Source organism: Bosea vestrisii, assembly GCF_030144325.1.
GTDB classification, from domain to species: Bacteria; Pseudomonadota; Alphaproteobacteria; order Rhizobiales; family Beijerinckiaceae; genus Allobosea; species Allobosea vestrisii_A.
The window spans coordinates 3,051,148-3,063,022 of record NZ_CP126307.1; the positions used below are offsets into that span (position 1 = coordinate 3,051,148).

General features: G+C 67.2%; 12 protein-coding genes. 9 read left to right on the forward strand and 3 right to left on the reverse strand.

Translation table 11 applies throughout. The annotated features are described in order from the left end of the window. Position 1 precedes the first annotated feature (1 nt). From QO058_RS15115 to QO058_RS15140, 6 genes are all read left to right on the forward strand, one after another. Positions 2-664 (forward strand): ATP-binding cassette domain-containing protein, encoded by a 663-nt coding sequence (locus QO058_RS15115; RefSeq protein WP_284167143.1) that lies wholly within the window; start codon positions 2-4, stop codon positions 662-664. Then, entirely contained in the window at positions 603-851 is a 249-nt protein-coding gene (locus tag QO058_RS15120) for an ATP-binding cassette domain-containing protein (RefSeq protein WP_284167144.1), read from the forward strand. Before QO058_RS15115 ends, QO058_RS15120 begins: the two co-directional genes overlap by 62 nt. 119 nt (positions 852-970) lie before the next feature. Continuing rightward, positions 971-2,227 carry a phosphoglycerate dehydrogenase gene (gene serA / locus QO058_RS15125; protein WP_284167145.1) on the forward strand — a complete coding sequence of 419 codons (1,257 nt, stop codon included), beginning with the start codon at positions 971-973 and terminating at the stop codon, positions 2,225-2,227. Positions 2,228-2,471: 244 nt separating this feature from the next. After that, on the forward strand, positions 2,472-3,104 hold the full coding sequence (locus tag QO058_RS15130) for a glutathione S-transferase family protein (RefSeq protein WP_284167146.1): 633 nt from the start codon (positions 2,472-2,474) through the stop codon (positions 3,102-3,104). A gap of 29 nt (positions 3,105-3,133) precedes the next feature. Further along, positions 3,134-4,057: a DMT family transporter gene (locus tag QO058_RS15135; protein WP_284167147.1), complete on the forward strand. Its 924-nt coding sequence runs from the start codon at positions 3,134-3,136 to the stop codon at positions 4,055-4,057. 58 nt (positions 4,058-4,115) lie between these two features. After that, a complete protein-coding gene (locus QO058_RS15140; RefSeq protein ID WP_284167148.1) occupies positions 4,116-4,433 on the forward strand; it encodes a DMT family transporter in 318 nt (105 codons plus the stop codon). A 5-nt stretch (positions 4,434-4,438) separates the two neighbouring features. Here QO058_RS15140 and QO058_RS15145 read toward each other — a convergent pair whose 3' ends face one another. Together QO058_RS15145 and QO058_RS15150 are read right to left on the reverse strand one after the other, a co-directional pair. Continuing rightward, entirely contained in the window at positions 4,439-5,341 is a 903-nt protein-coding gene (locus QO058_RS15145; RefSeq protein ID WP_284167149.1) for a LysR family transcriptional regulator, read from the reverse strand. 25 nt (positions 5,342-5,366) lie between these two features. Beyond that, positions 5,367-6,338 carry a KpsF/GutQ family sugar-phosphate isomerase gene (locus tag QO058_RS15150; protein ID WP_284167150.1) on the reverse strand — a complete coding sequence of 324 codons (972 nt, stop codon included), beginning with the start codon at positions 6,336-6,338 and terminating at the stop codon, positions 5,367-5,369. A 149-nt stretch (positions 6,339-6,487) separates the two neighbouring features. Here QO058_RS15150 and QO058_RS15155 point away from each other — a divergent pair, with 149 nt between their 5' ends. Beyond that, positions 6,488-8,059: an outer membrane beta-barrel protein gene (locus QO058_RS15155; RefSeq protein WP_284167151.1), complete on the forward strand. Its 1,572-nt coding sequence runs from the start codon at positions 6,488-6,490 to the stop codon at positions 8,057-8,059. 126 nt (positions 8,060-8,185) lie between these two features. Here the strand turns inward: QO058_RS15155 and QO058_RS15160 are convergent, their stop codons facing one another. Then, complete coding sequence (locus tag QO058_RS15160) at positions 8,186-9,064, reverse strand: UTP--glucose-1-phosphate uridylyltransferase (RefSeq protein WP_284167152.1); 879 nt, start codon at positions 9,062-9,064, stop codon at positions 8,186-8,188. Between the two features lie 322 nt (positions 9,065-9,386). On the opposite strand from QO058_RS15160, the gene galE reads away from it, so the two are divergent. After that, positions 9,387-10,376 (forward strand): UDP-glucose 4-epimerase GalE, encoded by a 990-nt coding sequence (gene galE, locus QO058_RS15165; RefSeq protein ID WP_284167153.1) that lies wholly within the window; start codon positions 9,387-9,389, stop codon positions 10,374-10,376. Between the two features lie 241 nt (positions 10,377-10,617). Then, positions 10,618-11,853: a lytic murein transglycosylase gene (locus QO058_RS15170; RefSeq protein ID WP_284167154.1), complete on the forward strand. Its 1,236-nt coding sequence runs from the start codon at positions 10,618-10,620 to the stop codon at positions 11,851-11,853. The last annotated feature ends 22 nt before the right edge of the window (positions 11,854-11,875 follow it).

An 11,875-nucleotide genomic window follows, 5' to 3' on the forward strand; every position in this document is an offset into this window, starting at 1 on the left:
CATGGCCGCGATCCTCGAAGCCGACGACCTGTCCTTCTCGGTACGTAGCAGCGCCCTGGTGCGCGGCGCCTCGCTCTCGCTGGAGGAGGGGACGACCACGATCGTCGTCGGCCCCAACGGTGCTGGCAAGTCGACCCTGCTCAAGCTGCTCACCGGTGAACTTTCGCCATTGCAGGGCACGGTCCGGATGGATGGCGCGGCGCTGCCGCAGATTCCGGCCTGGGAGCTCGCCTGCCGCCGCGCCGTGATGGTGCAGAACCAGCGCCTGGCCTTCCCCTTCAGCGTCTACGAGGTCGCGCGCCTGGGCCTGGAAGGCGTCGGCCGGGCGCAGCCGCGTGCCCGCAAGGGCGAGATCATCGCCCAGGCGCTCGAGACCGCCGGCGTCATCGGCCTCGCGGGCCGGCAATACCAGACCCTCTCCGGCGGCGAGCAGCAGCGCGTCCAGTTCGCCCGCGCCCTCTGCCAGCTCGAGGCCGGGCGCAGCGTCGCGCAGCGCCAGATCCCTCTTCCTCGACGAGCCGATCGCCAGCCTCGACCTCTGTCACCAGCTCTCGCTGCTCGACGCAGCCCGCACCATCGCCGCGCAGGGCGCGGCCGTGCTGGTGGTGCTGCACGACCTCAATCTCGCCGTGACCTATGCCGACCGGCTGGTGGTGATGCATGAGGGCGCGATCGTCGCCCAGGGCGAGCCGGCGACGATCCTCGACGACAATCTGCTGCGCGGCGTCTTCCGCGTCTCGCTCTCGTTCAGCCGGCTACCTCCGGCCGGACAGCCCTTCCTGCTGCCTCAGCAGCACCTGACCCCGGTGCCGCCGGGAAGCGTCGTGCCCTTGCGCGCCGCAAGCGCCTAGCGAGAGCGAGGCGCGACAACTTTGCGGTTGTGCACTGCGACAACAGGTCTATAGCGAGCGCTCCGGCGCCTTCCGCCCGACCAGGCGAGCGGGCGCATCGCTGGATCGTCGAGCGCGCCATGAACCTCCCCACCGACCGGCTTTCCTTCCCGAAGGACCGCCTCCGCATCCTGCTGCTCGAAGGGATCAACGATTCCGCCGTCGCCGCTTTGCAACAGGCCGGTTACACCAACATGACCCGCCTGCCGAAGGCGCTCGACGAGGCCCAGCTCGTCGAGGCGATCGAGAAGACCCACATCCTCGGCATCCGCTCGCGGACCCAATTGACCGAGCCGGTCTTTTCCGCCGCAAAACGCCTCTTCGCCGTCGGCTGTTTCTCGGTCGGCACCAACCAGGTCGATCTCGACGCGGCTCGCCTGCGCGGCATCCCAGTCTTCAACGCGCCCTTCTCCAACACCCGCAGCGTCGCCGAACTGACCATCGGCGAGATCGTCATGCTGCTGCGCCGGATCACCGACCGCTCTGTCTCGGCCCATGTCGGCGGCTGGGACAAATCGGCCAACGGTTCATTCGAGGTCCGCGGCAAGGTCCTCGGCATCGTCGGCTACGGCAATATCGGCAGCCAGCTCTCGAACATCGCCGAGGCGATGGGCATGCGCGTAATCTACTACGATCACACCGATCGCCTCCGTCACGGCAACACCGAGCCGGTGGAGAGCCTCACCGGCCTGCTGGCGAACAGCGACGTCGTCTCGCTGCACGTGCCGGAGACGCCTGCCACATACAACATGATCGGCAAGGCCGAGATCGCCGCCATGCGCAAGGGCGCCTATCTCATCAACAATTCGCGCGGCACGGTCGTCGATCTCGACGCCCTCGCCGAAGCGCTGAAAAGCGGCCACCTTGCCGGCGCCGCGGTCGACGTCTTCCCGAAGGAGCCGGCCTCCAATGTCGAGCGCTTCGTCTCGCCGCTGCAGGGCCTGCCCAACGTCATCCTCACCCCGCATATCGGCGGCTCGACCGAAGAAGCGCAGGAGCGCATCGGCGCCGAGGTGGCGCGCAAGCTGGTCGATTATTCCGATGTCGGCTCGACCGTCGGCGCGGTCAATTTCCCGCAGGTGCAATTGCCGGCGCGCCCGACCGGCACCCGTTTCATCCAGGTCCAGCGCAATGCGCCCGGCATGCTGCGCCGCCTCAACGACGTCTTCGCCAGCCGCAACATCAACATCGCCGCCCAGAACTTCCAGACCGATGGCGAGATCGGCTATGTCGTGATGGAGGCCGATCCGGTCGGCGAGGTCGCGCGCGAGATTATCGAAGAGATCCGCGCCCTCGACGGCACGATCCGCGCGCGGTTGCTCTACGAACGCGGCTGAGTTCGGCTTCGCATCGCGAGTTCCAGCACGTCATGCTCGCCCTTGTGGCGAGCATCCACATCTGGAACACCGCCCTCGACCAGTGACGTGAAGACATGGATGGTAGGCACAAGCCCGACCATGACGGCAGATGCTGGCCTGCATCAAGGCCTGTGCAATTTCGCATTTTTGTGAAGCCGCATCACACATCGTGATGCACCATCGCACAAGCTATCTCATCGGCATCAGACTACGGAGCCTGCCGATGACCCCGATCGACCTCTACACCTACCAGACCCCGAACGGCCATAAGGCCTCGATCATGCTCGAGGAGGTCGGCCTGCCCTATGCCGTCAACGTCATCGACATCGAGGCGGGCGACCAGCACCGGCCGAGCTTCCTGGCGCTCAACCCGAACAACAAGATCCCGGTCATCGTCGACCATGAGCACGACCGGACGATCTTCGAATCCGGCGCGATCCTGTTCTATCTGGCCGAGCGCTCGGGCGTGCTGCAGCCGAGCGGCCCGCAGGCCTTCGGCAAGACGCTGCAGTGGAGCTTCTTCCAGGCGGCGCATGTCGGGCCGATGATCGGCCAGCTCTGGCATTTCAAGGTCTTCGCCAAGGAGACGCTGCCCTACGCGATCGAGCGCTATGAGCGCGAGACCACCCGTATCCTGCGCGTCCTCGACGGCGAATTGGCGCTGCGGCCCTATCTGGTCGAGGCCAGCTACGGCATCGCCGACATCATGGTTTGGCCCTGGATCGACGCCCTGCCCAAGCTCGGCGTGAGCCTCGCAGAGACTCCCCATCTGAAGTGCTGGCACGAGACGATCGCGGCCCGCCCCGCTGTGCAACGCGGCCTTGCCGTGCCGGCAATCAAACACGCCGACGCCTGACTGCACCCGGCCCGACTGGACGTCTCGTCATGGAAACTCTCTTCATCCCCCTATCCCTCGCCGCCGGTGGCTTGCTGGCAGTGCAGGCCGGCGCCAATGCGCAATTGTCGAAGGCGACCGGCAGCCCCTTCGCCGCAACGACGATCCAAGTGGTCCTCGCCGCCCTCCTCCTGCTGATCGTTGCGATCGCGACCGGCACGGTCGCCGCTTTCGGCGGACTGCGAGCCGTGCCCTGGTGGCATGCGATCGGCGGCGTCGCGACGGCGCTCTATGTCGCCTCGACCATCCTGGTCTTCCCGCGGCTCGGCGCCGTCGTCGCGGTCGGCCTGTTCATCGCCGGCCAGATGCTGGCCTCGCTCGGGCTCGACAGTTTTGGCCTGCTCGGCGTTCCCCAGCAAACGCCCAGGCCCGCGACCTTGATCGGAACGTTGGCCGTGCTCGTCGGTGTGACCGCGATCGTCTTCGGCCAGAAGGGCGCAATCAGGGAGCTCTCCGGTTCCAAGCTCGGCTGGATGCTGCTGGCCCTCGTCGCCGGCGCGGTGCTGCCCATCCAGGGCGCGATCAACGGCCTGCTGCGGCATGATCTCGGCGCGCCCTTCGTGGTCGGCACGATCAGCTTCGTGGTCGCGACCCTGTCGATGATCACGGTGCTGCTGGTGACGCTGCTGCTGATGAACGGCGCCAAGCCACAGCTCGGAGGCCTTAGGACAATGCCCTGGTGGGGCTGGATCGGCGCGGTCTGCGGCGCGACCTATGTCACCACGGTCTTCACCGCGATCCCCGCCATCGGCACCGCCGCCACCGTCGGCCTGACCGTCGCCGGCCAGCAGATCGTCTCGCTCTTCGTCGATCGCCATGGCTGGTTCCGCCTGCCCCAGCGCGAGATCTCGGCCCTGCGCTTTGCCGGCGTCGTCGTCCTGCTGCTCGGTGTCGCTGCGATCAAGGTCTTCTGACCTCTAATCCTCCTGACGATGCCGATCCGGCGCCGTCCCCCAACCAAGGAGACATCCCATGTCCTGGCTGCTTCTCACCGGAGCCGGATTGCTCGAGATCGTCTGGGCGATCGCCCTGAAACAGGCCAGCGGCTTCACGCGGCTGTGGCCGAGCGTGATCGGCATCGTCTCGGCGGTTGTCAGCTTCGTCATGCTGTCGCTGGCGCTGAAGCAATTGCCTGTCGGCACCGCCTATGCGGCCGGGGTCGGCATCGGGGCGCTCGGCGTTGCCCTCGCCGGCATCGTCGCCCTCGGCGAGAGCGCCTCGCCCATGCGCCTCGGACTGCTCGCGCTGATCCTGATCGGCGTGATCGGCCTCAAGCTGGTCGAGGCGTGAGGCTTTCAGGCGGCGGACGCACCCTCGCCCTCCAGCAAAGCGCGCCGTTTCCTGAAGGCGCCATAAGCGAACTCTGTAAAGGCGCGGACCCGCGCCGCGGCGCGCAGATCCTCATGGGTCAGGATCCACAGCGCCGTCTCCATCTCCGGGATGGGGCGGCGCACGCAGGTCAGGGTCGGGACGCTGTCACCGAGATAGCAGGGCAGAGCGACGAGGCCGAGACCGGCCACTGCCGCCTGCTGCATCGCCAGCAGCGAATCGGCCCTGAGCACGATCTCGCTCTTCGGCAGCTTTGCCTGCATCCAGCGCGCTACCGAGGTGCCGGTGAGCGTATCGTCCGGCCCGACCCAGCGATGCTCCGAAAGGTCGGCATGGTCGTGCCGCGAAAGGTAGGCGGGAGCGGCGTAGATCGCAAAGGCGATCTTGCCGACCCGCCGCCCGACCAGCGTCGCCGGCGGGTTGTCCGCGGTCCGCAACGCGACATCGGCATCGCGCTTGGTCAGGTTGAACATCAGGTTGGAGACGGCGACCTCGAGGGCGATGCCTGGATGTGCCTCGCCGAACTCGGCAAGGATTTCCGGCAGGATCGAGCCCATCAGCGTGTCGGTGGCGGTGATCCGGAGCGTGCCGGAGAGGCGCAGGTCCTGGCCGGCGATCCTGCGTTCGAGCTCGGTGACGGTGCCGGAGATGCTGCGCGCCGCGGCGACCAGCTCCTCGCCACCAGCCGTCAGCACATAGCCGGTCGGCAGACGCTCGAACAAGCGCAGGCCCAGCTGCTGCTCGAAGGCGGCGATGCGCCGAAGCACGGTCGAATGGTTGACGCGCAACTCGCGCGCCGCGCCGGCGAGCGAGCCGGCCTCGGCGACGGCGAGCACATAGCGCAGATCATCCCATTCGAGCGCGGCCATGAGCCTCCTCGCAAGATGCTACGAGCTAGGCGACGCCCAGCGCCAGGAGGTCGTGGACATGGACCAGGCCGACAGGCTTGTCGTCAGCGTCGGCGACGATCAGTGCGGTGACGCGCAGCCGGTTGACCATCTCCAGCGCCTCGGCGGTGAGCGCATCCGGCGCGATCCGGCGCGGGTCCCTCGTCATCGCGTCACGCGCCACTCGTCCGCCCCAGCCAGAGCCGAGCTTGCGGCGCAGGTCGCCATCGGTGACGACGCCAGCGAGCTTGCCGTCTGCATCGATGACGACGGCGCAGCCGAAACCCTTGGCCGTGATCATCGCGACGACATCGGCCATCGCCGCCATCTCGCCGACAACCGGCAGGCGTTCGCCGGAATGCATGATGGTCGCGACCGTCTTGAGCTGCGCGCCCAGTTTGCCGCCGGGATGATAGACGTAGAAGTCCTGGCGCGAGAAGCCGCGCGCCTCGAGCAGCGCGACCGCGAGCGCATCGCCCAGCGCCATCTGCATCGTCGTCGAGGTCGTCGGCGCAAGCCCGTTCGGGCAGGCCTCCTGCGCCTTCGGCAGGACCAGCGCGATATCGGCCTCACGGCCGAGCGCGCTGTCGCGATTGGCGGTGATCGCGATCAGACCGACACGGAAGCGGCGGGTATAGCCGACGATCGCCGAGAGCTCGGCCGCCTCGCCCGACCAGGACAGGGCGACGACGACATCCTCGGGCTGGACCATGCCGAGATCGCCATGGCTGGCTTCGGCGGGATGGACGAAATAGGAGGGCGTGCCGGTCGAGGCGAGCGTCGCCACGATCTTCCTGGCGACATGGCCGGATTTGCCCATGCCGGTGACGATCACCCGGCCGGACGCAGCCCGGATCATCTCGACGGCGGCGGTGAAGGGCTCGGCGAGGCCATTGCCGATCGCGTCGTGCAGGGCGTCGAGCCCGGCGCGTTCGGTGGCGATGGTCCGCAGGGCGGAAGCGCTGATGGTCGCGGTCATGGAGCGCGCCTCTAGCATGGCGGGAGGTCCGCTGGCCACCGCCGCGCCTGCGTTGACGCAGCATTAACCCTCTTCGTTCTAACTCCATTAACCATGCGCGCCCTTCCGGCGCGCGAGAGCCTTTGCCTCGCCGGAGCGTCGTCGCGCCAGTGTCCCGTTTTGCCAAGATCTGCTGGCTGGCAGGCGTCGCAGGCTGCGGCGTCGTTGCCGGGCTGACGACCTGGCCGGAGCAGGCGACTGCCCAGGCCTCCGACCGGCAGACGACGTCTTCAAACCGGCCCGGCGCGCCGGCCCTGCGCACCGGCACTCCGAGCTCACTCGGGCAGGCACAGGCGACCCAGACTTCGACCGGCCGTAACCAGACCGCCTCTCCGGACGCAGTCGACGAGCCTTCCGCCGCAACCCGTCGCCGCTCTGGCGCAATCTCCTCTGGTCAGCCACCCCGCGCCAGCCAGCCGGTACGGTCCTCGCGCTTGCGCGGCGTCACCCAGCGCGATGTCCGCTTTCCGCAGCCGACGATAACCGCCCTGCCGCCGCCACTTCCGCCGGCGCCCGAACCGCGCAAGCGCAAGCGGCCGGAGGAAGACCCTTACGCGCCGCTCGGCCTGCGCCTCGGCAATGTCATCCTGCGCCCGGCGATCACCGGCTCCGGCGGCTATGACAACAACCCCTCGCGTGTGTCCGGGGCGAGCAAGGGCTCGCTGTTCACCCGCACCGAGGGCGAGCTCGGCATCCAGTCCGACTGGAACGTGCACGAGCTCTCCGGCATGCTGCGCGGCGGCTACAGCCGCTATTACCGCGATGACAGCGCCTCGCGCCCGGACGCGGAGGGCAACATGTCGCTGCGCCTCGACGCGACCCGCGACACCCGCATTCTGCTCGAATCGCGCCTGCGTCTCGACACGCAGCGGCCGGGCTCGCCCGATCTGTCCGCTGCCGTGCAGGGCCGGCCGATCACCTGGAACTATGGCGCCGCTGCCGGCGTCACCCATGACATCAACCGCCTGCAGTTCACCTTGCGTGGCTCGGTCGACCGGCAGGACTACGAGGACGCCGATCTCAGCAACGGGCGCAAGCTGAGCCAGGCCGACCGCAACCAGACGCAGTATGGCCTGCGGCTGCGCGCTGCCTATGAGGTGACGCCCGGCTTCAAGCCCTTCATCCAGGCCGAGCTCGACACCCGCCAATTCGACGAGAAGGTCGATTCCAGCGGCTATATGCGCTCCTCCGACGGCTACACCGCCCGTGTCGGCTCGAGCTTCGAGATCAGTCGCCTGCTCACCGCCGAGGTCTCGGTCGGTTATCAGGACCGCAAATACGAGGATGGCCGGCTGAAGAACCTGCGCGGCATCGTCGGTGATGCCGCGATCCTGTGGACGCCGACGCCGCTGACCACGGTAACGCTGCGCGGCGCCTCCGAGCTCGGCGACACCACCATCCCCGGCTCAAGCGGCACGACGGCCCGGCGCGTCAATCTCGAAGTGGCGCATGCCCTGCGCCGGAACATCACCGTCACCGGTTTCGCCGGCTATGGCCGAACCGAATATGACGGCCAGGACCTGCGCGAGGATCTGTCGACGATCGGCGCCAGGCTCGAATACAAGCTGACGCGGACCTTCTCGGTCCGCGCCAGCTTCACTCATGAGCGCCTGAACTCGACTAACCAGGGCTCGGACTACACCGCGAACATCGCGCAGGTCGGGTTGCGGGTGCAGTTCTGAGGGCCAAAGCCGTCATGCTCGGGCTTGACCCGAGCATCTCAGGCCGGAAGGGGCTCCAGTCAGCGCGTCCTGGTCCTGAGATTCTCGGGTCTGCGCTACGCTCCGCCCGAGAATGACGCGGTTGGCTTACCGCCCCAGCAGCCGCTCGATCTCGCCGCGCAATTGCTGGCCGAGATCGCCGCGCTCCAGTGCATAGGCGACATTGGCGGAGAGGAAGCCGATCTTCGAGCCGGTGTCGTAGATGTCGCCATCGAAGCGCACCGCGAAGAACTTCTCGAGCTTCGCCAGGGCGATCATCGAATCCGTCAGCTGGATCTCGCCGCCCGCGCCCTTCTCCTGCTTGGCGAGCAGGTCGAAGATCGTCGGCTGCAGGATGTAGCGGCCGGTGATGTGCAGGTTCGACGGCGCCGTGCCTTTTGGTGGTTTCTCGACCATCCCGGTGATCTGCGAGACCTTGGCCTTGGCGTCATGCACGCCGACGATGCCGTATTGATGGGTCTGGTCGTCAGGCACCGGCGCGACGGCGATATGGTTGCCGCCATGCTCGGCATGGGCCTCGATCATCTCGGCGAGGCAGCCCTTGCCGCTGGTGTGGTGCAGCATGTCGGGCAGGAGCAGCGCGAAAGGCTCGTCGCCGATGATGTCGCGGGCGCACCAGACGGCGTGGCCGAGGCCGAGCGGCGCCTGCTGGCGGGTGAAGCTCGTGGCGCCGGCGGCCGGCAGATCGTGCTTGAGAGCGTCCAGCTCCTTGGTCTTGCCGCGCTTGGCCAGCGTGTCGTCGAGCTCGTAGGCCATGTCGAAATGGTCCTCGATCACGCCCTTGTTGCGGCCCGTGACGAAGACAAAATGCTCGATCCCGGCGGCGCGCGCCTCGTCGACCACGTGCTGGACCACCGGCCGGTCGACGATGGTCAGCATTTCCTTCGGGATCGCCTTGGTGGCGGGCAGGAAACGGGTGCCGAGACCAGCGACGGGGAAGACCGCCTTGCGGATTTTCTTGATCATACGCGTCCATCTCGCACGCCTAGGGCGCGCCTGCTGAAGATCGGAGGGCTTCGGGAGGAGCCGGCTTCGCCCCGTTCATGCCGGCCGGTGGCAAGCTGGCCCGTGATTCTGGCGAAAGCCGGGCCGGCCTTGATTTCGAATACCAATCACGCCTTGCCGATACGTCAATACTCCTGCTGTAGATTGCTGGATTTGCCGCCCTGGCCACCATTCTTGCATGGCTTCACTGAAGCGGTGCCTGAGAATAGCCATGTCGCGCCGACAGGCTGGTTCGAACTGTCGTGATTCCGGTTTATGCGGATCACGTGACGAGGAGACGAAGATGGCGATTCTGGTTTCGGGCGGCGCCGGCTATATCGGCAGCCACATGGTCCTCGAGCTTTTGGACCGCGGCGAGAAGGTCGTCGTGCTCGACGATCTCTCGACCGGCTTCTGGTGGGCGGTGCCGCAGGAAGCGACCCTGGTCAGGGGCGATATGGGCGACCAGGCCCTGGTCGAACGCACCATCGCCGAGCATGGCATCAGCGAGATCGCGCACTTCGCCGCGAAGATCGTCGTGCCGGATTCGGTGTCCGACCCGCTCGGCTACTACCACAACAACACGGTCAAGACGCGCGCGCTGCTGGAGAGTGCGGTACGCGGTGGCGTCAAGCACGTGATCTTCTCCTCGACGGCCGCTGTCTATGGCGAGCCGCCGGTCTCGCCGGTGCCGGAGGAGATCGCGCTCAATCCGATCAACCCCTATGGCCGCTCCAAGCTGATGAGCGAATGGATGCTCGGCGACGTCGCCCGCGCCCATGGTCTGACCTATGTCGCCCTGCGCTATTTCAACGTCGCTGGCGCCGACCCCAGGGGCCGTTCCGGCCAGTCCAGCACCAACGCCACCCATCTGATCAAGGTCGCGAGCCAGGCGGCGCTCGGCCAGCGCGCCGGGCTCGATATCTTCGGCGCCGATTATGCGACGCCGGACGGCACCTGCATCCGCGACTATATCCACGTCACCGATCTCGCTCGCGCCCATCTGGCAGCGCTCGACCACCTGCGCGCCGGCGGCGACAATCTGACGCTGAACTGCGGCTATGGCCGCGGCTATTCGGTCAAGGAAGTGGTCGAGGTGGTGAAAGAGGTCTCGGGCGTCGATTTCCCCGTCCGGCTCTCGCCGCGCCGCGCGGGCGACCCGGCTGCGCTGGTCGCCAAGGCCGACCGCATCCGCGCCGAACTCGGCTGGCAGCCGGAGCATGACGATCTCACCGAGATCGTCACACAGGCACTGGCCTGGGAGGAAAGCTTGCGCAAGCGCAACGCCAGCTGAGGCGCATTCCACTCAGCCCTCATCCTGAGGAGCGCCGCAGGCACGTCTCGAAGGATGCTTAAGGAGGCTCCGGAACCAGCCGGAGCATCCTTCGAGACGGCCGCTGACGCGACCTCCTCAGGACGAGGGGCCATATACGACTGGCCCTCGTTACAAGCGATTTGGCGCGGCGTTAACCCATGGTTAACCTCGTTCGGGCGCTGTGGTGGAAAGAACCCGCGACCGAGCCAGAGGAGCAACCATGCGCCCCGTCACCGTTCTCGCCTTCGCTGTGGCGCTCGGCCTCGGGCCGGCGCTCGCGCAGACGACGGGTTCGATCAATCCGGCGCGGGCGCAGACACCGAAACCCGAGGCGCGCCCGGCTGCACCAGGCTTCGACGGCTTCCTACGGACGCTCTGGCCAATGGCACAGGCGCGCGGCATCTCGCGCCAGACCTTCGACCTCGCCTTCCAGGGTGTGACGCCCGACCCGTCGATCGTGGCATTGACCCACAAGCAGTCGGAATTCGTCGCGCCGATCTGGAGCTATCTCAACAGCGCCGTCGGCGGCGGCCGCATCTCACGCGGCCGCGAGATGCTGGAGGCCCATGCGAGCGTGCTGGCGCAAGCCGAATCCCGCTATGGCGTGCCCAAGGAGATCATCCTCGGCATCTGGGGGATGGAGACCAATTACGGTTCGTTCAAGGGCGACAAGGACGTGATCCGCTCGCTCGCGACGCTGGCGAACATCCGCTATCGCGGCGACTTCTTCCGCGACGAACTGCTGACCGCCCTCGAACTGATCGAGAAAGGCCATGTCGAGCGCCGCGAACTGCGCGGTTCCTGGGCCGGCGCCATGGGTCACACCCAGTTCATGCCGTCGAGCTACATGAAATACGCGGTCGACCAGACCGGCGACGGCCATGCCGACATCTGGACCTCGACCAGCGACGCGATCGCCTCGACCGCCAACTACCTCAAGGGCTATGGCTGGACCCCCGGCCTGCCCTGGGGCATCGAGGTCGCGGTGCCCGATGGCTTCGACCACAATCTCTACCGCGCCAGCTTCTCGTCCTTCCGCTCCGCCGGCGTGCGCCGCGCCGATGGCGGCTCGCTGCCCTCCTCGGGCGAGGCCAGGCTGTTCTATCCCGCCGGCCACACCGGGCCGGCCATGCTGCTGACCGCCAATTTCGACGTCATCAAGAAATACAACTCCTCCGACGCCTATGCGCTCGCAGTCGGCCACCTCGGCGACCGGATCGTGGGCAAGCCAGCCTTGCAGGGCGAATGGCCGGTCAAGGCGCCGCGGCTCGACAAGGCCGGCACCACCGACGTCCAGCGCCGGCTGAAAGCCCTCGGTCTCTACAATCACGACGCCGATGGCCGCATCGGTACCGGCACGCGCGAGGCAGTGAGGCAGTACCAGCTGCGCGTCGGCATGCTCGCCGACGGCTATCCGACGCCGGCGCTGCTGGCGCGGATGAAGGCACCACGCTGACGAACGGAGCAATCGCGACTAT

Bases quoted from the DNA above. Each gene is read 5' to 3' on its own strand.
- QO058_RS15170 (WP_284167154.1), top strand. From the start codon at position 10,618: ATGCGCCCCGTCACCGTTCTCGCCTTCGCTGTGGCGCTCGGCCTCGGG.
- QO058_RS15135 (WP_284167147.1), top strand. From the start codon at position 3,134: ATGGAAACTCTCTTCATCCCCCTATCCCTCGCCGCCGGTGGCTTGCTG.
- QO058_RS15130 (WP_284167146.1), top strand. From the start codon at position 2,472: ATGACCCCGATCGACCTCTACACCTACCAGACCCCGAACGGCCATAAG.
- QO058_RS15150 (WP_284167150.1), bottom strand. From the start codon at position 6,338: ATGACCGCGACCATCAGCGCTTCCGCCCTGCGGACCATCGCCACCGAA.
- galE (WP_284167153.1), top strand. From the start codon at position 9,387: ATGGCGATTCTGGTTTCGGGCGGCGCCGGCTATATCGGCAGCCACATG.
- QO058_RS15115 (WP_284167143.1), top strand. From the start codon at position 2: ATGGCCGCGATCCTCGAAGCCGACGACCTGTCCTTCTCGGTACGTAGC.
- QO058_RS15140 (WP_284167148.1), top strand. From the start codon at position 4,116: ATGTCCTGGCTGCTTCTCACCGGAGCCGGATTGCTCGAGATCGTCTGG.
- QO058_RS15145 (WP_284167149.1), bottom strand. From the start codon at position 5,341: ATGGCCGCGCTCGAATGGGATGATCTGCGCTATGTGCTCGCCGTCGCC.
- QO058_RS15160 (WP_284167152.1), bottom strand. From the start codon at position 9,064: ATGATCAAGAAAATCCGCAAGGCGGTCTTCCCCGTCGCTGGTCTCGGC.
- serA (WP_284167145.1), top strand. From the start codon at position 971: ATGAACCTCCCCACCGACCGGCTTTCCTTCCCGAAGGACCGCCTCCGC.